The organism is Rhizobium sp. PvP014 (assembly GCF_017876855.1).
Lineage (GTDB): Bacteria > Pseudomonadota > Alphaproteobacteria > Rhizobiales > Rhizobiaceae > Neorhizobium > Neorhizobium soli.
This window is the reverse complement of sequence record NZ_JAGIOT010000002.1, coordinates 1239650-1263037: the sequence shown is the minus strand read 5'-3', so window position 1 is coordinate 1263037 and position 23388 is coordinate 1239650. Positions and strand designations below refer to the sequence as shown.

The window sequence follows — 23388 nt, the reverse complement described above, 5'->3', positions numbered from 1 at the left end:
AAGACGATTAGAAAAGACCGCTGGGACAGCAGACCGCGATGCTGCCTGGCAAACCTAGCGACGGCGCAATATGAAAGGAAACGCGGTGCCGAGTGGTTTAGAGCGAGCCTGGCCCGCCTAGTGTCGATCTTCACGCTCGTGGTCATCAAGTAACCCCGCTTCAAAATTTCTTCTCGGTCTGTCAAGACGGTCCCCAGCCAATTGTCCCAAGCCATATTTTCCTCGTCTGCGATGGCGATTAGAGCGGATCACCGACAAGCCGATAGAAGCGGTTGAACGTTCGAACGAGCTTTTGTTTCTCGTTGACGTAGTACAACTCCGTCGAAATGCCCGGCGAACCGTCGCGGACTGTCGGATGCCCGGTCATCCGGCCGACGAGGCAAGGAACGGTTCGACTGGAGAGGGTGAACTCACGAATCTTGACAGCTCCCGCAATCGCAGCGGGCGATCTTCCCTCGGCAAGTTGTTCGAGGTCGTCAGCAAGCATCCGGAGAGAACGTACGAGTTCTCTCGGATTCTGGCCTAGCCAGGCATTCGGCATCGATTCCTCCGATTCTATTTCTGGCATCTATTAGGAGTTCTCTAAGAGATAACGAGTCCGAACATTTTGTCAATAAGCGGAACATTTCAACGGATAACGGAACATTTTACGCATAATGTTGACATTTTCGGCCTTTCTTCACTCATCACCCGCATGGATTTTTCGCCAAGCTCATTTCGGGCCGCTAGAGCTTTATTAAACATGGGGCAGGGGCAGGTTGCGTCTGCCGCCGGTGTCAGCCCGCGCATTGTCATCAAGCTTGAGGATACTGGATATCAGGAGCCGCCCGAGGCAGCGCTCAAAGTGCATCTCTACTATAGAAACCAAGGTCTCGATTTCTTGGCTGCCAATGGCAGCCTCGGACCCGGTGTTCGATGGCGAGTGGCTGGCCGACCCGACTTTTTTAACCGGCGTCAAATACATGCCGGGCGCGTGCTTCTTGACCGTCGACAGCTGGATTTTGCGGAGAAATTGAACGTCACCCGCAGCTTGGTTGCGAAATTCGAAAGCGGCATCAAAAGGAAACCGACCCAGGCGTTTGTGGATTCCGCCATCAAAACTTTGGAAGCTGACGGCGTCGTGATGATGCAGGATGGCGATGACGGTGGCTTTGGCGTTCGGTTGGCGAAGGCTCTGCAAACTATGGCGCTACCTCCCTCTGAATGATTTTGCGTTATCTTCATTGAAAACGAGTGGCCCTCTTGCGACAATTTGCCGTTGAATTGCCGCGAAATTGGCTGCGGACCGATGCGCATTTTTATTCGCGACCGGGCCCTCCCTTTGGTCGGGTTGGCATCGGAGAACGTCTGCATTTCTACATATTGAACGCCGAGCAAGTCATGCGGAACCGCTACGGCACTATGGAGGGTGCGCGGCTCCGCATGACTACGGAAACATCAAAGGGAAAAGGAAGTTAGGGAGGCATTTGTCGACTAACTTTGGAGGGGTTTGTCGTATAACGCCCCCGGGTCCAATAGGCTTATTTCATCGACCGTTTATCGCCATATCCGAACCGAAGTCCGGCACGAGTGATATAGGGGTTTGCGAACCGGATGAAAAGAGGTCTCGTCATATTCCTATCATCAACGTGAAAAGCTTGGAAAAGCCGCGCCGGTGACGGGGAGGTGATTGGTGAGTAGGCTTCGTGCTATTATGTAGGACGATCTCGACCAATCGGCGGAAGACCCATGAAGCAGTATCTCGACCTTCTCCGGCACGTGATGGAGACTGGCGCCGACCGCGGCGACCGCACCGGGACCGGTACCCGCTCGGTCTTCGGCTATCAGATGCGATTCGATCTGAACGAGGGTTTTCCGGTCCTCACCACCAAGAAGCTGCATCTGCGCTCGATCATCCATGAGCTCTTGTGGTTTCTGAAGGGCGACACGAACATTGCCTATCTCAAGGAGAATGGTGTCTCCATCTGGGATGAATGGGCGGACGAAAAAGGCGATCTCGGTCCGGTTTACGGATATCAGTGGCGCTCATGGCCGACGCCTGATGGCGGTCATGTGGATCAGATCGCCCACCTGATCGAGAACCTGAAGGTCAACCCAAACTCGCGCCGGCACATCGTCACAGCCTGGAATCCTGCACAGGTTGACGACATGGCGCTGCCGCCCTGCCATTGCCTGTTCCAGTTCTACGTGTCGGAGGGGCGGCTGTCGTGTCAGCTCTACCAGCGGTCGGCGGACATATTTTTGGGAGTTCCGTTCAACATCGCCTCTTACGCGCTCCTGACCATGATGGTGGCGCAGGTGACCGGGCTGAAGCTTGGCGATTTCGTGCATACGCTTGGCGACGCGCATATCTATTCGGATCATTTCGAACAGGCGCGGCTGCAGATGACGCGCGAGCCGAAGCCGCTGCCGACACTGCGCATCAATCCTGATGTGAAGGACATCTTCTCCTTCCGCTTTGAGGATTTTGCGCTGGAGAATTACGTCGCTGATCCCAGCATCAAAGCACCGATTGCAGTCTGATGGCGGTTCCGGTCGCAATCTTCGTCGCGGTGTCGCGCAACAATGTCATCGGCAGAGATGGCGACATGCCGTGGCGATTGTCGACCGACCTCAAACGTTTCAAGGCGATGACGCTCGGCAAGCCGATGGTGGTGGGGCGAAAGACGCTCGACAGCTTCGGCGGCAAGCCGCTGCCCGGCCGCCCGCATGTCGTGGTCACCCGCAATCGCGATCTCTCGGTCGAGGGTGTGGAGACGGCGGCGTCCCTCGAGCAGGCGATATCTAGGGCGAGGGAGATCGCTGCAGCGACCGGTGCTGAAGAGATCGGCATTCTCGGAGGCGGTGAAATCTACGCGAAAGCAATCGATCTGGCAGACCGACTTTACGTGACCCATGTGGAAGCGGATATTGCAGACGGTGATACGATGTTTCCAGCAATCGATCCAACCGTGTACGAAAAGATCGAGGAGATCTTCGTCCCGGCCGGCGAGCGCGACAGCTTTGCCACCCGTTTTGCTGTCTACAGCCGCCGATCGATGCCAAAGTGACATAATTCGTTACCGAACACCGGGAAGTTATTGAAGCTGCGTTGAAAGCGGCTCTTCCGATACTTATAACGGCATGACCGGGGGCACGGACCGCGAGCTGCTGCATTTCAGGCGGCTCGGACAGGCGACCGGTTAGGGAGTAGCACTAACAAAGAGGTTTTGATGCCCTGGAGCAATCAGAATGGCGGCGGCGGCCCATGGGGCGGCGGCGGCGGCGGTAACAATCAAGGACCTTGGGGACAAGGCCCGAACCGTCCGCGCGGCGGCGGTGGTGGCGGAGGGGGAAATGGCGGACCGCCTGACCTCGAAGACATCCTGCGGCGCAGCCAAGACCGGCTGAAGGGTTTTATGCCTGGTGGTTTCAACGGCGGAGCAGTCGCGGTCGTCTTTCTGGCCGTTCTCGCATTCCTGGCATTCGAATCGATCTATACGGTTCAGCCGGACGAGCGGGGCGTCGAACTTCGGTTTGGAAAGCCCAAGGAAGAACTGTCCATGCCGGGCCTTCACTTCCATCTCTGGCCGTTCGAAACGGTGGAGATCGTCAAGGTCACCGAGCAGCAGCAGAATATCGGTGCGCGCAGCAGTGCCACCAATTCGAATGCCGGATGGATGCTGACCGGCGACCAGAATATCGTCAACGTCCAGTTTTCGGTCCTCTTCACCGTCACCGATCCACGCGCCTATCTCTTCAACGTCGAGGCCCCGGCCCAGACGCTGCAGCAGGTTGCAGACAGCGCCATGCGCGAAGTCGTCGGACGCCGTCCGGCTCAGGATATTTTCCGCGACGCTCGTGAAGGCATGTCGACCCAGGTGCGCGACATCATTCAGGGCACGATGGACCGTTACGGCGCAGGCATTGCCATCAACGCCGTGCCGATCGAAGATGCAGCGCCGCCGCGTGAAGTGGCAGACGCGTTCGAAGAGGTTCAGCGCGCCGAGCAGGACGAAGACCGTATCGTCGAGGAAGCCAATCGCTACGCCAACCAGAAGCTTGGTGGCGCCCGCGGTCAGGCCGCGCAGGTCCGCGAAGAGGCGTCCGCCTATCGTGACCAGACGGTCAACGAGGCTCAGGGTGAAGCGCAGCGCTTCGTGTCGATCTACGACCAATATGTGAACGCGCCGGACGTGACGCGCGAACGCATCTTTATCGAGACCATGGAGAACGTTCTGAAGAACTCCAACAAGGTCATCATCGAGCAGGGTCAGAACGTCGTCCCTTATCTGCCGCTCAATGAAATCAACCGGCCGGCAGCCGCACAGGGGGGCAACTGATGATCTCGAACAAATTGCCCGCTTTCCTGATCGGTCTCGCCGTTCTCCTTTTCCTCGTCTACTCGTCGGTCTTCGTCGTCAACGAACGGCAGCAGGCGCTCGTGCTTCGCTTCGGTGAAATCCAGAGCGTGAAGAACGAGCCGGGGATCTATTTCAAGCTTCCCTTCGCCTTTGCCGATGCGGATCGCGTTCAGTATATCGAAGACCGCGCACTTCGCCTGGATCTCGACAATATCCGCGTTCAGGTCCGCGGCGGCGCCTTCTATGAAGTCGACGCGTTCGTGATCTACCGGATCGAAAATCCGCAGCGTTTCCGGGAAGCGGTTTCGGGCGATCGCGTGTCTGCCGAATCGCGTATCAGCACGCGTCTCGACGCCGGTCTGCGCCGCGTCTACGGTCTGCGCAGCTTTACCGAGGCGCTGTCCGAAGAGCGTGCGTCGATGATGACCGAGGTCAAGCGTGATCTCGACGTTGCCGCCGAAACGCTTGGCGTCAAGATCCAGGATGTCCGCATCCGCCGTACGGATCTGACGCAGGAAGTCTCGCAGCAGACGTTTGCGCGCATGCGTGCCGAGCGTCTCGCGGAAGCGGAACTCATTCGCGCCCGTGGTAGCGAAGAAGGCCAGCGCCGCCGTGCTATCGCCGACCGCCAGGTTGTCGAGTTCGTCTCGGAAGCGCAGCGCGATTCGGAAATCATCCGAGGTCAGGGCGATGCCGAGCGTAACCGCATCTTTGGGGAAGCGTTCCAGCGTGATCCGTCGTTCTTCCAGTTCTACCGGTCGATGCGCGCCTATGTCGCCTCGATGGCCGGGAAGGATACGACCTTGGTGCTTTCGCCTGATTCACAGTTCTTCCGGTTCTTCAACTCGTCGGACGGCGTGGTAACGCCGCCTGCAGCGGGACGGCCTGCACCGGCCCAGCCGACGCCAGCCCAGCCGGCACCGGCGCAACCGACGAACTAAGCATTTAAGAAAAGGGCGGCCTGTCATGGCCGCCCTTTTCGCAACTGCCCTTTTCACCCGTCATCCACATCCATGTTCGCTGATGGTCGCGGTTTCACGAAAAGGTAATTTTCCCGGCCGTTATTCCGCCCTATGCTTTCTTCAGAACGGGGCGCGAGTTATCAATGCGTAACGTTGTGGGTTGCACGGATGCTTTTCTGCCGCAGCAGACACCGTGACAGAAAACGAGGATGCCAATGGGCCATTCGAAACTATCGTCCTTGAAGGGTTCCGTGAGCCTCGGTCTAGTGGTTGCCGTCATGGTCAGTCCGCTTCAGGCACTGGCGCAAGGCCCGGCCCAGCCGCAGCAGGTCCAGGCCCCGGCCCCTCGGCCACAGGCGCCAGCGCCTCAGGGACAGGCGCCCGCTCCGCAGGGGGAAGCCCCGGCACCTCCGGGACAGGCGCCGGCTCCACAGGCTAACAGCCAGCCGGCCACTCAGCCCGGCGGCATGCTGCCCGCGCCACCAGCGCCAGTCGGCAACAAGTTCAATCCGCCACCTCCGGTCAGCCAGTCCGCAGTGCCCGCCGGTCCAGCGCCGATCTCCGATCTGGCGGAAGGCCTGCTCGACGCCGTCGTCAACATCTCGACGTCGCAGAGCGTCAAGGACCAGGGTGCCGGCCCGCAGCCGCAGATCCAGGAGGGCTCACCCTTCCAGGAATTCTTCGACGACTTTTTCGACGACAAGGACAATCAGGGCGGAAACCAGAAGGTGTCGTCGCTCGGCTCCGGCTTCGTGATTGATTCCTCCGGCTATGTGGTGACGAACAACCACGTTATCGAAGGCGCCGACGATATCGAGGTGATTTTCCCGGATGGCCGTAAGTTGAAGGCCCGGCTGGTCGGCACCGACACTAAAACCGACCTCTCCGTGCTGAAGGTCGAGTCCAAGACGCCGCTCAAGGCCGTTCCCTTCGGTGATTCCAAGAAGATCCGGATCGGCGACTGGGTGATGGCGATCGGCAATCCGTTCGGTCTCGGCGGCTCGGTCACGCTCGGCATCGTGTCCGCGCGCGGCAGAAACATCAATGCAGGTCCTTACGACAACTTCATCCAGACGGATGCGGCGATCAACAAGGGCAATTCCGGCGGACCGCTGTTCAACATGCGCGGCGAGGTAATCGGGATCAACACGGCGATCATTTCGCCCTCCGGCGGCTCGATCGGTATTGGCTTTGCTGTCCCGACCGAACTTGCGGAAAACATCGTCCATCAGTTGATCGAGTTCGGCGAGACCCGCCGCGGTTGGCTCGGTGTTCGCATTCAGCCCGTGACTGACGATATCGCGGCGAGCCTGGGGCTCGACAAGGCCCGTGGAGCACTGGTTTCCGGCGTCGTTGAAAACGGTCCGATCAAGAACGGTGAAATCAAGTCGGGCGATGTCGTGCTCGCCTTCGACGGACAGTCGGTCAGTTCGATGCGCGATCTGCCGCGGATTGTTGCCGAAAGCCCTGTGGGCAAGGATGTCGAGGTGCGTTTGCTGCGCGACGGCAAGGAGCAGACCGTCCGCATCACGCTCGGGCAACTCGATGATACGGCCGATGCCGCAGATGGCGATGAGCCGGCAGCACCCGAAGGACAGTCGCCAGACGCACAAAGCCCTGACGATCAGTCCCCGGATGACCAGGGCAAGAATGACAGCGGCTCCCCGGACGCCGGCGAGAAAAGCAGCGAGCCCGTCACGGTTTACGGCATGACGCTGAGCGTGCTGGATGAGGCGCACCGCAAGACGTTCGGGATCGCGGAAAGCGTCGAGGGCGTGGTGGTGTCCGAGGTGAAGGCTGGTTCGGTTGCCGCTGCCAAGGGCTTCAAGGCCGGCGACGTGGTGGTCGAAATCGCCCAGGACTTCGTCGAGAACCCGGGTGAGGTCGCCAAGCGCTTCGACGTGCTGAAGAAGGAAGGCCGCAGCAACGCGCATGTCATGGTGGCCGACAAGACCGGAAACCTGCGATTCGTGGCACTTCCGCTGGAATAGCCTGAGAGTTCAGGCTTCCTCGACAAGGCGGGCGTTCCGCCTTGTCCATTCCTCCGGTGTCATTGCGTAGACGACATGGCGCTTGAGGTGGGGATGCGTCTCCGGCACGCGCGGATGGTCGAAATCCATGCCGGCCGCCCGATGCATTCCAAGGCGCTTCATGACAGCCGTCGAGCGGTTATTGTCCGCTACGGCGAACGAGACGACGGCCTTGATGTCCTTCTCCACGAAGGCGAAATCGAGAAGCGCTTCTGCCGCTTCCGTCACATAGCCATTGCTCCAGTAACGGGCAGCCAGACGCCAGCCGATCTCCACCGTTTCGGCCGGAAAAATCCCCGGCATATTGGCATAGGTCAGCCCGCAAAACCCGAGAGGCTCGCCGGTTTCCCTGAGTTCGAGCGCGTAAAAGCCAAGCCCGTTTTCGGAAAACATGTCGTTCAGCTTCCCGAGGAACGCATCCGATTCGTCGTGGCTGCGACGGAACGGGAAGAACGCCATCACGTCAGGGTCTGCGTTGATTTCGCGGAACAGGTCCCGGTCCGTGGGGAGCCAGCGGCGCAGGACGAGGCGTGAAGTTTCAAGGAGCGTGGTTGCGATAGGCTGCGGCTGCATGGTGTTGCTCATCCCTCTGTGGAGCCTCAGCCGGAAATGACGAAATCCGTCTTCCGGTAGCCCTGGATATAGAGGAGCGCGGTCAGGTCGCCGTGGTCGATTCGGATCTTGGCCTGGGCCGCAACAGTGGGCTTGGCGTGGAGGGCCACGCCGGAGCCTGCGATGCCGAGCATGCCAAGGTCGTTTGCGCCATCGCCGACAGCAATCGTATCATCAGGGGTGATGCCGAGTTCGCGGGCGATCTCTTCCAGTGCATCCACCTTGGCCTGTTTGCCGAGGATTGGTTCGGCGACTTCGCCGGTCAGGATGCCGTTTTCTTCGAGAAGGATGTTGGCGCGGTTGATGTCGAAGTCGAGCATTGCGGCGATGCGGCTCGTAAAAACGGTAAAGCCACCGGACACGAGTGCGGTGTACCCACCCTTCGCCTTCATCGTCGCGATCAGTTCCGGTCCACCCGATGTCAGCGTGATCCGCTTCTCGATGACCTCGTCGACGACGCCGATCGGCAGGCCTTTTAAGAGCGCCACCCGTTCTCTCAAGGCCGGCTCGAATGCGATCTCGCCGTTCATGGCACGTGCCGTTATCGTCGCCACCTTGTCCTTCAAACCGACGACGTCCGCGAGTTCATCGATGCATTCCTGGCCGATCATGGTGGAATCCATGTCTGCGATGAGGAACGACTTGCGCCGGGTTTCCGCCTCCTGCACCACGACATCGATCCGCTCCTCGCCGATCAAGCCGCGAAGTGTTTCTTCCGCAGCCGACGGATCGGTGCCGTCGCGAAGGGCGATATCGCAGGCGATCCCGTCTGCCAGCCAGTACAGACCGGAGGCGTTGACCGCCTCGGCGGCCCGTTCGGCGATGGCCGGAGTGAGAACGGGGTTTGACGGATGGGCAATGAGCGTGGCAACGAAAGCCATATGACCGACCTTATGCAAAATACTGATGCGATCCTGATAACCGGGCCGACTGCCAGCGGCAAGTCGGCGCTTGCCATTCGCATGGCACGCGAATGCGGCGGCGTCGTCGTCAATGCCGATAGCATGCAGGTTTACGACACGCTCAGGATCATCACCGCGCGTCCGTCAGAGGAGGAGACCGCGGACATCGCCCATTACCTCTATGGTCATGTGCCGGCGACGCACGCCTATTCGACGGGCGAATGGCAGCGGGACGTATCCGCACTCCTGCCGGTCCTGAAAGAACAGGGGCGGATCCCGGTCTTCGTCGGCGGCACGGGGCTGTACTTCAAGGCGCTCACGGGCGGTCTTTCGGACATGCCGGAGATTTCACAGGATATTCGGTGCCGTGTGCGCTTGCGACTCAAGGAGGAGGGACCGCAGGCGCTTCACTCGGAGTTATCGGCACGTGACGCGGCGGTTGCTGCCAATCTGAGGCCGATGGACGGACAGCGGATCCTGCGGGCCCTGGAGGTGCTGGAAGAAACAGGCCGATCCATCACCGAGTTTCAGGGCAAGGCAGGCCCGGTCATCATCGATCCGTTGCGAGCGCGCAAAATCGTCGTTCTGCCGGATCGAAAAATCCTGCACGATCGTATCAATGCCCGCTTCGTCAAGATGCTGGATGGGGGCGCAGTCGAGGAGGTCGAATCGCTGCTCGCCTGCGATCCGGCCCCGGACCTGCCGATCATGAAGGCGATCGGCGTGCGGGAGATTGGCGAAATGCTCGCGGGACGGATGACCCGCGACGCGGTCATCGAGCGTGGCTCCGCGTTGACGCGGCAATACGCCAAGCGTCAGATGACGTGGTTCCGCAACCAGATGGACGAAAGCTGGGAGCGCCTCGCGCCCTGATGGGACCGTCGAGTGGTCAGTCCTTGTCGTAGAGACTGCTCAGCGGCTTCTTGAGAAGGCCATCGCGCAGCGAACCTTCCCTTGGCGGAGCTTCGCGCCGCAGGAATGCGTTCGGACGCGGTTCCAGTGACGGCGAGCCTGGTCGAGGGGTCTCGGACGAAACCTGCCGACGAAGATCGGCGAAACGGTCGTGAATGGCGGGCGGACGATCCGTGAGCCGGTCGGTCTGACGCTCCACGGGACGCTCGGCAAAGCGCTCAACCGGCCTGTCGCGTTCCGGGAAGCGCGGTGCAAGCCGCTCCGCTGCACGCGGGGTCGGCAGCATGTCGGATCTGTAGGGTGCCAACGAGGGCGGTTCCGGCGAGCGCGGGGCAGGCGCATCGAGCGGCGGTATACCGCTGCCGATTTCACGCCGCCAGTCATTCAGTTCCGCGTCATCGGCGGACGGCACAGCCTGCCTGTCTTCGGGCGGGATCGGCAGACCTGCCTCCGGGGCGGGTGGATTGGCGGAATAGCTCTGCTGGAACGATGAGATTTCCGGCGCTGTGACCGAGCGCATGCGGGACACGATCGAACGCAAATCAACCGTGTCGGGCGTTTCTTCGCTGCCCTTGTTTGCAAGACTGTTGGTCTTTGGAAGATAGCGTTTCTCGACGCGTGAGAAGCGCATGCGCATGGGAACCGAGATGGCCTCGCCGAACGCGATTGCCTCGCCATTGCCGATCGACGACAGGAAGCTCGTCGTCGAAATCGACGAATTCGGGATCGCCGACTTGATGATGACCTGATCCCGTTCATTCGACAGGCGCATGGCAAACAGTGTCGAGCACTGGGACAGGATCGTCTGGTCAAGCTCGCCGGGGCGCTGCGTGATGATGCCAAGGGAAACGCCGTATTTCCGGCCTTCCTTTGCGATGCGGGAGATGGCCTGCACGGTCGGCGCAAACCCGAGCTCCCGGTCCGCCGGTACGTAGCGGTGCGCTTCCTCGCAGACAACGAGCATGTGAATTGCGCCATTGCTCCAGAGCGCAAGCTCGAACGCCATACGGCAGAGGATAGAGGCGACAGAGTTCACGACTTCCGATGGGATGCCGGCAAGCTGGAACGTCGAGATCGGCCGGTCGTCGCCGGGAATGCGGAAGATATGCGCGATCGTCTCCATGATCGTGTCTTGGATCGTGTTGTTGGAGAACATGAAATGGTAGCGCGGATCGTTGATCGCCGACGTGATGCGCATTTTCAGAGCGCGCAGGAACGGCTTGTCGGAGCGACCCTCCAGCCTGCCGAGCCGTTCGTCGATCAGGGCCAGCAGATCGGCCATGCGGTAAGGGACGGGCGTATCGGCGGTCAGTGAACTTTTTTCCGAAGCCGAGCGGCGCATCAGGCCCGAATCGCTTCCCTTGAAAGCGCGTTTTGCTTCCGGGATGAGGTCGCGCATGATGTCGAGCTCTTCGGGGATAGCCGGGCGGCCACGGAAAATGACTTCCGAGAATTCCTCAAGGCGCATCAGCCAGAAAGGCAGGTCGAGCGTGTCGGTATCGATAACGACCGCATGATCGGGAAAGGCTGCCGCAAATTCGTTGTGCGGATCGAGGATCAGAACGCGGAGCCGATGGTCAGCTTCGATCGCCTTGTGCAGGAGAAGCGAAACGGCTGTCGACTTGCCGACGCCGGTGGAGCCGACGATGGCGAAATGCTTCGACAGCATTGAAGGCACATGGATTGCCGCATCGATGCTTTCATCCTGGCTGAGCTTGCCGATCGTGCACGTATCGTTCTTGCCGGCATCGTAGATGCGCAGAAGGTCGGCCGAGCGGATACGATGGGCAATGGCGCCGAGATAGGGGTAGGCGGAAATGCCGCTCGAAAACTCTTCGCGACCATCATGCCCGACACGGACCTCGCCGAGCAGCTCGACTTCGATGTGGAATTTCGTGTCTTCACCTTCCGCCCACTGGCGTTCGCCAGATTGCATTGAATAGGCAAGCGCGACGACGCGGTTGCTGCCGACGGAAATGGAGATCAGCCGGCCGACGGACCAGAGTTCGGTGAGATCGGTGTCGCCATGCTCGGCGACAGCTGCGATCGTCGCATGCGAGCCGTTGCAGGCGACGACACGGCCCAGCATCCGGTTACCGATTTTCTGGGCATCGCGACGCTCTTGCTCCCCGGCAGAGATCGAACGGTGAAGGTCGTTGTTCAACAACAGTAACGGCCCTGCAAATGGGGTGGCAATCGAAAGGTGATATGGAGATCAGGTTCCTCCAATCTCGCGACTGTAGCCTTGCCGGCTTAACAACTTGTGTAGGACCTCGTGACTTTCGGCGTGAACTGCGAGCGATCTCAATGAGATGACGTTTTTGCTGACGGTCTGCGTTGACGAATGGGGCATATCCGGCTAACACTCACGGCCATGAATATTTCGAACGCACTTATCGTGGTGGGAACGCGCATGGGCAGGACGGTGTAACCGTCCGGCGATAGCCACCCATGCGCGGAAAGACAGGCTCCTCAAGGGGCCTTTTTTTATGTCTTCAAACCGGCTCGGAGGAGCCGCCGGTAAATCCAGAAGTGAACGGATGACGATGATGACGGATACGAATAACAGGATGACGGGCGCAGAGATCGTCCTGAAGGCGCTCAAGGACAACGGCGTCGAGCATATTTTCGGCTATCCCGGCGGCGCGATCCTGCCGATCTATGACGAAATCTTCCAGCAGGATGACATCAAGCACATCCTCGTCCGCCACGAACAGGGCGCCGGCCATGCTGCCGAAGGCTATGCCCGTTCGACCGGTAAGGTCGGTGTCATGCTCGTCACGTCAGGTCCAGGCGCCACCAACGCGGTTACGCCGCTGCAGGACGCGCTGATGGATTCGATCCCGCTCGTGTGTCTGACCGGCCAGGTTCCGACCAACCTGATCGGCTCGGATGCCTTCCAGGAAGCCGATACGGTCGGCATCACGCGCCCCTGCACCAAGCACAACTGGCTCGTCAAAGACGTCGACCAGCTGGCCGGTGTCATCCACGAGGCGTTCCGTATCGCCCAGTCCGGCCGTCCGGGACCTGTTGTCGTCGATATCCCCAAGGATATCCAGTTTGCGACCGGCACCTACACGCCACCGGGCGCGACGCCTGCCAATAAGAGTTACGCGCCCAAGCTTGCCGGCGATATGCAGGCAATCGAGGCAGCCGTCCAGCTGATGGCCTCGGCCCGTCGGCCGATCCTCTATACCGGCGGTGGCGTCATCAATTCCGGTCCGGAAGCGTCGCGTTTGCTGCGCGAGCTGATCGAGCTGACGGATTTCCCGATCACCTCGACGCTGATGGGGCTCGGCGCGTATCCGGCATCGGGCAAGAACTGGCTCGGCATGCTGGGCATGCACGGTTCCTATGAAGCCAACATGGCGATGCATGACTGCGACGTCATGGTTTGCGTCGGTGCGCGTTTCGACGACCGCATCACCGGACGCCTGAATGCGTTTGCGCCGAACTCGCGCAAGATCCATATCGATATCGACCCGTCTTCGATCAACAAGAACGTCCGCGTCGAGATCCCGATCATCGGTGATGTCGGTAATGTTCTGGAAGAGATGGTTCGCCTGTGGCGCGCCCTGCCGCAAAAGCAGGACAAGGCGCAGATCTCCGACTGGTGGAACGAGATCCAGAGCTGGCGGGGTCGCAAGTCGTTTTCCTACAAGAACTCGACCGACGTCATCATGCCGCAATACGCGGTCGAGCGTCTCTACGAGGCGACGAAGGGTCACAAGACCTTCATCACGACCGAGGTCGGCCAGCACCAGATGTGGGCGGCACAGTTCTTCGGTTTCGAAGAGCCGAACCGCTGGATGACATCGGGTGGGCTCGGCACGATGGGTTACGGCCTGCCGGCAGCTCTCGGCGTTCAGGTCGCGCATCCCGATGCGCTCGTCATCGACATTGCCGGCGATGCGTCGATCCAGATGTGCATTCAGGAAATGTCCTGCGCCATCCAGCACGATCTGCCGGTCAAGATTTTTATCCTGAACAACCAGTATATGGGCATGGTGCGCCAGTGGCAGCAGCTGCTTCACGGCAACCGTCTGTCGAACTCCTATACGGAAGCGATGCCTGACTTCGTCAAACTCGCGGAAGCTTACGGTGCTGTCGGCATGTATTGCGACGATCCGAAGGAGCTGGACGACAAGATCGCCGAGATGATCGCAATCCGGCAGCCAGTCATCTTCGACTGCCGTGTCGCAAACCTTGCCAACTGCTTCCCGATGATCCCGTCAGGCAAAGCCCATAACGAGATGCTGTTGCCGGACGAGGCGACCGACGAAGTTGTTGCAACCGCGATCGACGCCAAGGGCCGTCAGCTGGTTTGATCGGCGCATCTGGGGCGTCAGCGGAGGGCTGGCGTCCTGAACCTATCTCTGAGGAAACGGACCTGAGACCATGAATGCACATCAGCAGCCGACCGGTTCTGCCTACTTCTTCCAGCCCGAGACCGCCAAGGTCGAGAGCCACACGCTTTCGGTTCTCGTCAGCAACGAGCCGGGGGTTCTTGCCCGCGTCATCGGGCTTTTCTCCGGCCGCGGCTACAATATCGAAAGCCTGACGGTTTCGGAGACCGAGCATGAAGCGCACCTATCGCGCATCACGATCGTCACCAACGGAACGCCGACCGTGCTCGAGCAGATCAAAGCGCAGCTCGAGCGCATCGTGCCCGTCCACCGTGTCCTGGACCTGACTGTCCGGGCGCGTGATCTCGGCCAGGACCGGCCGATCGAGCGGGAAGTGGCATTGCTCAAGGTCGTCGGCCACGGCGACCAGCGCGCCGAGGCCTTGCGTCTCGCCGACGCGTTCCAGGCGAAGGTCGTGGATGCGACGATCGAGCACTTCATCTTCGAGATCACCGGCAAGTCGTCGAAGATCGATCAGTTCGTGGCGGTCATCAGACCTCTCGGCCTGATCGAGATCTGCCGCACGGGCATCGCCGCGATGAACCGCGGCTCGCAGGGCATGTAAGTGTCGGGCCGTGGCGCCGGGGATATTCCATTGCAAAAGGACTGGCTGCCGAAACCTGGAACGCGCATCGGTGCGACCTTCTATGTCCGGCAGTCGCAGCCCTTCCTGCGGCATTATCTCGGCGTCGAGGCGCTTGAACCGACGCTTCGGCCGGGGATCGGCGGGATCGTTCTGTGGGGCGGTCGCATTCCCGCAAAGGCGGCCCGACTGATTGCTGCGCTGCGCGGTTTGCCGTCCTGGTATCTGGAAGACGGGTTCTTGCGCTCGGTCGGGCTCGGCAAGCAGAACACGCTGCCGATTTCGATCCAGATCGACGACCTCGGCATGCCGGTGAGGGCCGCCGTTCCCTCGCGCCTGGAAAAGGTGATCGCGGGAGCTGCCGACGATTGGGATGCTGCATCCCTGGGCAGTGATATCCGCACTGCGCTGGTTTCTGAAAAGCTGTCGAAATACAACAACCTGCCGCATCGGGAGCTGAAACTCGAGAGATCGCTGCGAAAGCGCATCCTTCTGGTTGACCAGGTGTTCGGCGATGTTTCGGTGCCGATGGCGGGCGGCTCGCCGGACAGCTTTTCTCGGATGCTCAAGGATGCGATCGCGAGCGGTGCTCAATGCGTGGTGCGCACCCATCCGGATGTGATGGCCGGCTTCCGCAAGGGCTATCTGACCGAACTGGCAGCGAAAGCGTCCGGCGTGATTCTCCTGTCGGATGCAGTCTCGGTTGCCTCCATTCTCGATGTGGTGGATGAAGTCTGGACGGTCTCCAGCCAGTTCGGGCTGGACGCGCTCCTGCGCGAAAAGCCGGTGCGGTGTTATGCCGGTCCGTTCTATGCGGGCTGGGACCTGACCGAAGATCACCTCGGTGGGGGCGCGCAGGCCACTCTGTCTCGTCGGACCGCCCGTCCCACCATCGATCAGCTGGCAGCGGCAGCCTTCGGCCTATACCCGGTCTATCGCGACACGAAGAGCTTTGCCGAAATTGACGTCTTCAAGGCGATCGAGACGCTCGCGGACGAGCGCCGACGGCTGAATCTCGACTAGAGCATCTCCAGCGGCTGCTTGCGTTCCGGCGGCGGGAAGGCGGCGTCGAGAGCCTCCCAGTCCTCGTCGCTGATGTCGAGGTCGACAGCAACGGCATTCTCCTCGACGCGCGACGCGGTCGAGGATTTCGGAATCGCGATCACCTTGTCCCGCTCCAGCAGGAAAGCGAGCGACACCTGCGCTGGCGTTGCCTGGTAGGCTTTGGCGATGCGGATCAGTTCCGCATTGCGCAGGATCCGTCCCTGTTCGATCGGGGAATAGGCCATGACCGGAATCTCGTGCTCCTGGCACCAGGGCAAGAGATCGTATTCGATGCCGCGGCGCGACAGATTGTAGAGTACCTGATTGGTCGCGCAGTTGCGTCCATCCGGCACCGCCATCAGTTCTTCCATGTCGGCGGTGTCGAAATTGGAGACGCCCCAGGCGCCGATCTTGCCGTCGCGGCGCAGAGCCTCGAACCCGGCGACGGTTTCTTCGAGCGGATGCTCGCCGCGCCAGTGCAGAAGGTAAAGGTCGAGCCAATCCGTTTTCAACCGTTCGAGACTGGCCTCGCAGGCCTCGATCACACCGCGGCGGCTGGCATTCCAGGGATAGACCTTGCTGACCAGAAACACCTCGTCGCGTCGGCCTTCGATGGCTTTTCCTGTCAGCTCTTCCGAAGCGCCTTCGCCATACATTTCCGCCGTGTCGATCAACGTCATGCCAAGGTCGAGCCCGCGGCGCAGACTTTCGATCTCGGCCTTCGCGTCGTTCGGGGACTCGCCCATCTTCCAGGTTCCAAGACCAAGCGCTGGAACCGAGATGCCGGAGGGCAGGGTGACGGTTGGAATATCGGGCATCTTCGACCTCGCTGATGAGTGATCTGATGTCAGATAAGGCGCTCTGCCGTGATGCCAAGCCTCCGGTTCGTCCGGTGGCGGCAAAGGCTTGCCGGGCATGGCGAAGGCGCATACGCTGAACCGACGACGACAACGTTTGCATCTCCTCGATGCGGACGTTGGCAAAGGTATCCCGCAGCGATCATGAGGTCCGGCCATGCACGACGATCACGAGACCGATCACCACGACCACCATGGCCACGCTCACGGTCACTTTCACGACCACGACAACCGCTACACCGACATGCAGGCGCGGGTAAGGGCGCTTGAGACGGTGCTGGTCGAAAAAGGCCTGATTGATCCGAAAGCGGTCGATGCGATCGTCGAGACCTACGAGACGAAGATCGGGCCGAAGAACGGCGCCCGCGTGGTAGCGAAAGCATGGAGCGATCCGGTGTTTGCGGACTGGCTGAAGGCAGATGCCACGGCGGCGATCGCCAGCCTCGGCTATACCGGCCGCCAGGGTGAGCATATGCGCGCCGTGTTCAACACGCCGGGTACCCATAACCTCATCGTCTGCACGCTCTGCTCCTGTTATCCGTGGGCGGTCCTTGGCCTGCCGCCGACCTGGTACAAGGCGCCGGCCTATCGCTCCCGTGCGGTGATCGATCCGCGCGGCGTGCTGGCCGAATTCGGTCTGGATCTTCCCAAGGAGACGAAGATCCGCGTCTGGGATTCGACGGCCGAGCTGCGATACCTCGTCATTCCGGAACGGCCTGACGGGACGGACGGGCTGGATGAGCAAGCGCTTGCTGAACTTGTCAGCCGCGACGCGATGATCGGCACGGCGATCGCAGGGGTGCCATCATGAACGGCCCGCACGACCTTGGCGGCCAGATGGGGTTCGGCCCGGTGGCGCCTCAAAGCAACGAACCCTATTTCCATGCGGACTGGGAGCGCCGCGCGCTGGGCCTGACGCTGTCCTGCGGTGCATTTGGCGCATGGAATATCGATGAAAGCCGGCATGCTCGCGAGAATATTCCACCGGCAAGCTATCTCTCGGCCAGCTATTACGAGATCTGGACCCGGGCACTGGAAGTGCTTCTGGAACGGCACGGTTTTGCGACCAGCGCGGAAATTGCCTCGGGCACAAAACAGGTCGAACCGGCGGTGCCCAAACGCATCTTGAAAGCCGAGACGGTTGCGGGCGTGCTTTCCAAAGGCGGGCCGTGCGACCGGCCGCTGGAGACAAGGCCAGCCTTTGCCGCGGGCGATCGTGTCCGCACGAAAAACTTCAACCCGGAGACCCACACGCGATTGCCGCGTTACGCACGCGCCAAGACCGGCGTGGTGGAGGCTGTGCAGGCCGCTTTCGTGTTCCCGGATGACAATGCCCATGGCAAGGGCGAGAACCCGCAATGGGTCTATACCGTCGTTTTCGATGCGGCTGAAATCTGGGGCGAGGGCGCCGATCCGACGCTGACGGTCTCCATCGACGCCTGGGAGAGCTATCTTGAGCGCTTCTGAACATAGATGCGATAGCAAAACCGACCTTGCGCATTCGCCGGGCTTGCCGGTGTCACCGGAGGGTGATCCGCTCTTTCCCGAGCCTTGGGCGGCCGAAGCCTTCGCGATGACCGTGCACCTCCACGAGCGCGGCGTGTTTACCTGGCCGGAATGGGCAGCGGCATTGTCGCGCCAGGTCCATCAGCCCGGCAGGGCAGAGGATGGAAGCGACTATTTCGACTGCTGGGTGTCAGCGCTATGCGACCTGCTGGCAGAGAAACAGGTCGCCGACGAAGCGATGATCCTCGCCCTCCAGCAGAGCTGGCAGCGTGCAGCGCAGGCCACGCCGCATGGCATGCCGATCGAGCTGAAGAACGATCCAATTGGACTGATTCATGATATGGAACCCCGATAGAACGTGAGGTAAGCCATGCAGCATTATATCGCACTAATCCATAAGGATGCGGATAGCGACTTCGGCGTTTCTTTCCCGGATTTCCCCGGAGTTATCACCACTGGTCGGGATCTGGATGACGCGCGCCGTTTGGCCGAAGAAGCACTGGCGTTGCATGTCGAAGGGTTGCTCGAAGATGGTGCTGCCATCCCGGAGCCGGCTTCGCTTGATGCCGTGGCTGAGGACCCGGATAACAGGGAGGGTGTTGCCATCCTGGTGTCTCTTAAGCCAGAAAGCAGCCACCGGAACTCACCCGAGGCCGTCTGAACCAGCTTCCTTCATCCCAGGCTTCCATTCATCTTTCGTTCTTTTCAGTTGCGCTGGCAGGCAGAATCCTGCCAAGTCGCGGCCATGCAATTTGCGCCGCAACAAGACGAGGCCTTGAAGGCCGTTTCGAAATGGCTGAAGGAAGGCCGTAGCCAGGTTTTCCGTTTGTTCGGGTATGCGGGCACGGGCAAGACGACGCTTGCCAAGCATTTCGCTGAGCACGTCGATGGCGACGTGCTGTTTGCCGCTTTTACCGGCAAGGCGGCGCAGGTGCTGCGGTCGCGCGGCGCGCGCAACGCCAAAACCATTCACTCGCTGATCTATCGCCCCCGGGGCGAGGAAGAGGTTGAAAACGAGGAAACCGGCAAGACCTCCGTGTCGCCGATGTTTTCGATCAACCGCCAGAGCCCGCTCACCAAGGCCGCTTTGATCGTCATCGACGAATGCTCGATGGTAGACGAACAGCTGGGCCGTGACTTGTTAAGCTTCGGCACGCCTGTTCTGGTTCTGGGTGATCCCGGCCAGCTGCCACCGGTCACGGGCGGCGGGTTCTTTACCGAACAGGAACCGGATTATCTGCTGACCGATATCCATCGCCAGGCGCAGGACAACCCGATCATCCAGCTCGCCATGACCGTGCGCGAAGGCAAGGAGATCATGCGTGGCGACTACGGCAAGGCGAAGGTCATCTCCCGCAACGAGGTGACGCAGGAACTGGTGATGGAGGCCGATCAGGTTCTGGTCGGAACCAACCGGACCCGCAAGCGCTACAACCAGCGCCTTCGCGAACTGAAGGGTTTTACCGCCGATTACCCACAGTCCGGCGACAAGCTGGTCTGCCTTCGCAACGATCAGGTCAAGGGCCTTTTGAACGGGTCTCTGTGGCAGGTGATGAGTTCGTCGCGAGAAACCGTCAAACCCGGTATCAACCTGATGATCCGCCCGGAAGACGACGACATGGATCGCGGTGCAGCCAAGATCAAGCTGCTGAAGACTGCGTTTGAGAGCGACGAGGAAATTCCGTGGTCGACGCGCAAGCGTTATGACGAGTTCGATTACGGTTATGCGCTGACCGTCCACAAGGCGCAGGGTTCACAGTGGCAGAACGTCGTTCTATTCGACGAGAGTTTTGCCTTTCGCGATACGCGGGAGCGCTGGCTCTACACGGCGATCACCCGCGCTGCCGAAACGCTGACGATCGTCCGCTAGAGCGGTTCAGTTGAGGACGACACCGGCAACCAGTGCCTTGGCGATTGCCTGAAAACGGTTGCTCGCCTCGAACTTGTCGATCAGCGCGATCTCGATTCGGCGCATTTCGTCGAGATCAATCTCAAGCTCGCGGGCTATCCTTGATGCGGAATATCCATCGCTCATCAACGACAGGCATCGGCGTTCGATATCGGCAAGCGGCGGACAGGCTGCACGCCGGCTGGTCTCGGCACGGTCGTCGGTCTCCTGCGACACCAGGGTCTCGATCTGCTGCATCTGCCGCCGGATCTGGGAGATCTCTGCGGTCATCTCCCGTTTGCGTTGTTGAAGTGCGGTACTGAAGATGTCGTCGGCCTCGGCCTGGCTGGCAGCTCCTGCCAGCACCGACAGGAGATCCTGGATCATCACGATGCCGATGCCGACCTCGCGGCAGGCCGTGATAACTGCCATGCGACGAATCTGATCTGATGCGTAAACCCGCATCGGGGCCGTTCCGCGTCCCGTTGCACGGCCCGCGACCAGCAGCCCTTTTTCCTCGTAGAAATGCAGTGTCCGGTGCGTTACGCCGAACAGGTCCGCCACGTCGGCAATCGGCACAGGCTGATCCGGCAGCTCGAACGGCAACTGGATTTGCGGGAAAAATCTGATCGCCAGGAATTCCGGCGACAACAGGCAGGAGGGCTGGGAAGTCTGGCTCGGTGCATCAAACAGGTCGCTTCGCATCGGATCCTTCGGTCGCTACCTGGTCCTGCTCGATTGCATCCACAGGCCGCTTTATGCGTCATGATGAGCGGATGATCTTCGGTAAAAGGAATGCGGACCCGATTGATCGTGACAGCAGAATTCGCCTCGCCGGCCTCATGTGCCGCATCTTGCCGACTTGGCGAATTCTGCATGAAGACACCGTACGTAAAGTTTTAACGATTACTACTCCGGATTTTTGTAGATTATAATATGCTTACGTATCGGAAAGATCTATTTTCTACGTAATGTTCCCAAACGGTGGTCAACACGCTGCGCATGTCCTAAAAGCAGGCTGACATTTCTCGCTTCGGACGCTGCCATGACCACTACGCTCTCCGTCAATCTCAATGCTGTCGCCATGCTCCGCAATCGCCGCGATCTTCCGTGGCCGAGCGTTGAAGCTTTGGGGCGGATTGCGTTGCAGGCTGGGGCATCCGGACTGACGGTTCATCCGCGTCCCGACCAGCGCCACATCCGCTTTTCCGACCTGCCGGTTCTCCGAGCCCTGATCGACGACGAATTCCCGAACGCAGAATTCAACATCGAAGGCTATCCGAGCGAGGATTTCCTGGCGCTGTGCGAACGTATCCAGCCGGAGCAGGTGACATTGGTGCCTGACGATCCGGCTCAGGCGACGTCCGACCACGGTTTCGATTTCCGTGCGACAGGCGAAATGTTGAAGCCGATCGTGGCGCGCTTGAAAAAGGGCGGTATGCGCGTTTCGCTGTTTGCCGATGGTGACGGAGATGTCGAGGCAGTAAAGCTTGCCAAGGCGACCGGCGCCGACCGGATCGAACTTTATACCGGTCCCTATGGCGGCTGTTTCGACAATCCGGAACGCGGCATCGAGTTTCTCGAGCTGTTGGGAAGGACTGCGGATGCTGCATTGGCGCACGGCCTTGGCGTCAATGCCGGGCACGACCTGACGGTCGACAATCTCCCCGCGCTGGTGAAGCGCCTTCCGGCGCTTGCCGAAGTCTCGATCGGCCACGGGCTGACGGCCGATGCGCTGGAATACGGAATGGCCGAGACGGTGCGTCGTTTCTGCCGCGCCTGCGGTCAGACGATCTAACTGAACCCGCAGCCGCGGTTCTCTCTTCGACCATGAGGCTGTTAGCGTCTGGTGCCGTCACGGCAGGCTTGTCACCGCGTAAAGGCGACGGGTCGGATGCTGACCCCACGCGGCGCTATCGAGCGCCTGAATGCCTTGCATCAGGCGGCTCCCTGCCTTGCACAAAAGGCAGATGGACAAAGTGCCGCAGTTCCGTTGACTGAGAACTTGATTAAGACCTGCATCATATTGCGCTGCAGCATTTCATTGTCATTCGTCATTCGGGGAAGCATCCATCGTGAGCAAGCATAGAGTTGTCGTCGTCGGGGGAGGTTTCGGGGGATTGCAGACGGTGCATGGGCTGAAAGGTGCCGATGCCGACATTACGCTCATCGATCGTCGCAACCATCATCTGTTCCAGCCGCTCCTCTATCAGGTCGCGACGACGGTGCTCGCCACGTCGGAAATCGCATGGCCGATCCGCAGGCTGTTCCGCGATCGGCGCGATGTCACGACGGTGCTCGATGAAGTTCTCGGGATCGACAAGGGTGCGAAGACGGTGAAGCTCGCGTCCGGCCGTATGGTGCCGTATGATACGCTTGTTCTCGCAACTGGCGCACGCCACGCCTATTTCGGCCGCGACGAATGGGAAAGTGTCGCGCCCGGCCTGAAGACGTTGGAGGATGCGACGACATTGCGCCGCCGCATCCTGCTCGCATTCGAGCGGGCAGAGATGGCGGAAAAGACGTCGGAGCTGGATTCCGAGCTGACATTCGCGATCATCGGCGCCGGTCCAACAGGCGTGGAAATGGCCGGCATGATCGCGGAACTCGCGAACAAGGTGCTGCCAAAGGAATTCCGCAAGATCGACACGACCCGCACACGGGTGATGCTGATCGAGGCAGGTCCACGCGTGCTGCCAGCTTTCACCGAGGATCTGTCGGCTTACACGAAGACGGCGCTCGAAAAGCTCGGCGTCGAGGTTCATACCGGCAAGCCCGTCACCGCGATCACCGAGGAAGGCGTCACCGTTGGCGACGCGTTCATTCCCTGCAAGACGGTGATCTGGGCAGCCGGTGTTCAGGCATCGCCCGCAGCGCGCTGGATCGGCGCGTCGGCGGACCGGGCAGGGCGCGCCGTCGTCGGTCCGGATCTGTCAGTCCCCGAGCAGCCCGAGATCTTTGTCATCGGCGATACCGCGCTGGTCTCGCAGGACGACGGCAAGCCGGTGCCCGGCATCGCGCCGGCCGCCAAGCAGCAGGGCGAATACGTCTCGAAGGTCATCAAGACGCGGCTCGCCGGCAAGCCTGTGCCCGCGGCGTTCCACTATCGCCACCAGGGCAGTCTCGCAACCATCGGCAAGCGTGCGGCGGTGATCGATTTCGGCAAGTTCAAGCTGACCGGAGGACTTGCCTGGTGGATCTGGGGGCTTGCCCATATCTACTTCCTGATCGGCACCAGATCACGAGCCGCCGTTGCCTGGAGCTGGCTGTGGATTTATCTGTCCGGCCAGCATAGCGCGCGGCTGATCACCCAGAAGGAAACGCTGAAGGACGAGTCCTGATC

22 protein-coding genes and 1 pseudogene are annotated in these 23388 nt (G+C 60.5%); 16 read left to right on the top strand and 7 right to left on the bottom strand.

All coding sequences use genetic code 11. The annotated features are described in order from the left end of the window. Window positions 1-238 precede the first annotated feature (238 nt). Both J3A65_RS10715 and J3A65_RS23345 read right to left on the bottom strand, forming a co-directional pair. On the bottom strand, window positions 239-541 hold the full coding sequence (locus J3A65_RS10715) for a hypothetical protein (RefSeq protein WP_209901108.1): 303 nt from the start codon (window positions 539-541) through the stop codon (window positions 239-241). Window positions 542-736: 195 nt separating this feature from the next. Continuing rightward, a complete protein-coding gene (locus J3A65_RS23345) occupies window positions 737-1180 on the bottom strand; it encodes a hypothetical protein (RefSeq protein ID WP_245341513.1) in 444 nt (147 codons plus the stop codon). Window positions 1181-1728: 548 nt separating this feature from the next. On the opposite strand from J3A65_RS23345, the gene J3A65_RS10705 reads away from it, so the two are divergent. The 5 genes from J3A65_RS10705 (at window position 1729) to J3A65_RS10685 (ending at window position 7296) form a co-directional block, all read left to right on the top strand. Then, complete coding sequence (locus tag J3A65_RS10705; protein WP_209901104.1) at window positions 1729-2523, top strand: thymidylate synthase; 795 nt, start codon at window positions 1729-1731, stop codon at window positions 2521-2523. Beyond that, entirely contained in the window at window positions 2523-3050 is a 528-nt protein-coding gene (locus J3A65_RS10700; RefSeq protein WP_209901102.1) for a dihydrofolate reductase, read from the top strand. Before J3A65_RS10705 ends, J3A65_RS10700 begins: the two co-directional genes overlap by 1 nt. 162 nt (window positions 3051-3212) lie before the next feature. Beyond that, the gene (gene hflK / locus J3A65_RS10695) at window positions 3213-4322 is read left to right on the top strand and encodes an FtsH protease activity modulator HflK (RefSeq protein WP_062456280.1); all 1110 of its coding nucleotides are present in this window, start codon (window positions 3213-3215) and stop codon (window positions 4320-4322) included. After that, entirely contained in the window at window positions 4322-5284 is a 963-nt protein-coding gene (locus J3A65_RS10690) for a protease modulator HflC (protein ID WP_062581041.1), read from the top strand. Before hflK ends, J3A65_RS10690 begins: the two co-directional genes overlap by 1 nt. A 272-nt stretch (window positions 5285-5556) precedes the next feature. After that, on the top strand, window positions 5557-7296 hold the full coding sequence (locus tag J3A65_RS10685; protein ID WP_348635212.1) for a Do family serine endopeptidase: 1740 nt from the start codon (window positions 5557-5559) through the stop codon (window positions 7294-7296). Between the two features lie 9 nt (window positions 7297-7305). Here J3A65_RS10685 and J3A65_RS10680 read toward each other — a convergent pair whose 3' ends face one another. Together J3A65_RS10680 and serB are read right to left on the bottom strand one after the other, a co-directional pair. Beyond that, window positions 7306-7908, bottom strand: a complete 603-nt coding sequence (locus J3A65_RS10680) for a GNAT family N-acetyltransferase (RefSeq protein WP_209901100.1) — start codon at window positions 7906-7908, stop codon at window positions 7306-7308. Between the two features lie 26 nt (window positions 7909-7934). Continuing rightward, complete coding sequence (serB, locus tag J3A65_RS10675) at window positions 7935-8828, bottom strand: phosphoserine phosphatase SerB (protein ID WP_209901098.1); 894 nt, start codon at window positions 8826-8828, stop codon at window positions 7935-7937. Here serB and miaA point away from each other — a divergent pair, their 5' ends adjacent. Then, window positions 8829-9722, top strand: coding sequence for a tRNA (adenosine(37)-N6)-dimethylallyltransferase MiaA (gene miaA, locus J3A65_RS10670; protein WP_209901096.1), 894 nt, complete (start codon window positions 8829-8831; stop codon window positions 9720-9722). Between the two features lie 16 nt (window positions 9723-9738). Here miaA and J3A65_RS10665 read toward each other — a convergent pair whose 3' ends face one another. After that, on the bottom strand, window positions 9739-11928 hold the full coding sequence (locus J3A65_RS10665) for a DUF87 domain-containing protein (protein ID WP_192086359.1): 2190 nt from the start codon (window positions 11926-11928) through the stop codon (window positions 9739-9741). A 382-nt stretch (window positions 11929-12310) separates the two neighbouring features. On the opposite strand from J3A65_RS10665, the gene J3A65_RS10660 reads away from it, so the two are divergent. The 3 genes from J3A65_RS10660 to J3A65_RS10650 all read left to right on the top strand — a co-directional run bounded on the left by J3A65_RS10660 (window position 12311) and on the right by J3A65_RS10650 (window position 15773). Then, the gene (locus tag J3A65_RS10660; protein ID WP_174196542.1) at window positions 12311-14089 is read left to right on the top strand and encodes an acetolactate synthase 3 large subunit; all 1779 of its coding nucleotides are present in this window, start codon (window positions 12311-12313) and stop codon (window positions 14087-14089) included. A 70-nt stretch (window positions 14090-14159) separates the two neighbouring features. Next, entirely contained in the window at window positions 14160-14732 is a 573-nt protein-coding gene (gene ilvN, locus J3A65_RS10655) for an acetolactate synthase small subunit (RefSeq protein WP_062456299.1), read from the top strand. Window positions 14733-14762: 30 nt separating this feature from the next. Beyond that, window positions 14763-15773 carry a capsular biosynthesis protein gene (locus tag J3A65_RS10650; protein ID WP_209901094.1) on the top strand — a complete coding sequence of 337 codons (1011 nt, stop codon included), beginning with the start codon at window positions 14763-14765 and terminating at the stop codon, window positions 15771-15773. On the opposite strand, the gene J3A65_RS10645 is transcribed toward J3A65_RS10650, so the two are convergent. After that, window positions 15770-16612: an aldo/keto reductase gene (locus tag J3A65_RS10645; RefSeq protein WP_209901092.1), complete on the bottom strand. Its 843-nt coding sequence runs from the start codon at window positions 16610-16612 to the stop codon at window positions 15770-15772. The genes J3A65_RS10650 and J3A65_RS10645 overlap by 4 nt on opposite strands. A gap of 196 nt (window positions 16613-16808) precedes the next feature. Here J3A65_RS10645 and nthA point away from each other — a divergent pair, with 196 nt between their 5' ends. The 5 genes and pseudogenes from nthA to J3A65_RS10620 all read left to right on the top strand — a co-directional run bounded on the left by nthA (window position 16809) and on the right by J3A65_RS10620 (window position 20027). Then, complete coding sequence (nthA, locus tag J3A65_RS10640; RefSeq protein WP_209901090.1) at window positions 16809-17462, top strand: nitrile hydratase subunit alpha; 654 nt, start codon at window positions 16809-16811, stop codon at window positions 17460-17462. Further along, entirely contained in the window at window positions 17459-18118 is a 660-nt protein-coding gene (gene nthB / locus J3A65_RS10635; protein ID WP_209901088.1) for a nitrile hydratase subunit beta, read from the top strand. The genes nthA and nthB overlap by 4 nt, the downstream gene beginning before the upstream one ends. Beyond that, window positions 18105-18512, top strand: a complete 408-nt coding sequence (locus tag J3A65_RS10630) for a nitrile hydratase accessory protein (protein WP_209901086.1) — start codon at window positions 18105-18107, stop codon at window positions 18510-18512. The genes nthB and J3A65_RS10630 overlap by 14 nt, the downstream gene beginning before the upstream one ends. Before the next feature lie 15 nt (window positions 18513-18527). Beyond that, window positions 18528-18788: pseudogene (locus J3A65_RS10625) on the top strand (type II toxin-antitoxin system HicB family antitoxin); the annotation flags it as partial. A gap of 114 nt (window positions 18789-18902) precedes the next feature. Continuing rightward, window positions 18903-20027, top strand: a complete 1125-nt coding sequence (locus tag J3A65_RS10620; RefSeq protein WP_062581019.1) for an ATP-dependent RecD-like DNA helicase — start codon at window positions 18903-18905, stop codon at window positions 20025-20027. 6 nt (window positions 20028-20033) lie between these two features. Here J3A65_RS10620 and J3A65_RS10615 read toward each other — a convergent pair whose 3' ends face one another. Further along, window positions 20034-20750: a MerR family transcriptional regulator gene (locus tag J3A65_RS10615; protein WP_209901082.1), complete on the bottom strand. Its 717-nt coding sequence runs from the start codon at window positions 20748-20750 to the stop codon at window positions 20034-20036. A 340-nt stretch (window positions 20751-21090) separates the two neighbouring features. On the opposite strand from J3A65_RS10615, the gene J3A65_RS10610 reads away from it, so the two are divergent. Further along, window positions 21091-21843, top strand: coding sequence for a pyridoxine 5'-phosphate synthase (locus J3A65_RS10610; RefSeq protein WP_209901080.1), 753 nt, complete (start codon window positions 21091-21093; stop codon window positions 21841-21843). 274 nt (window positions 21844-22117) lie between these two features. Continuing rightward, window positions 22118-23386, top strand: a complete 1269-nt coding sequence (locus tag J3A65_RS10605; RefSeq protein WP_244474072.1) for an NAD(P)/FAD-dependent oxidoreductase — start codon at window positions 22118-22120, stop codon at window positions 23384-23386. Window positions 23387-23388: the final 2 nt, after the last annotated feature.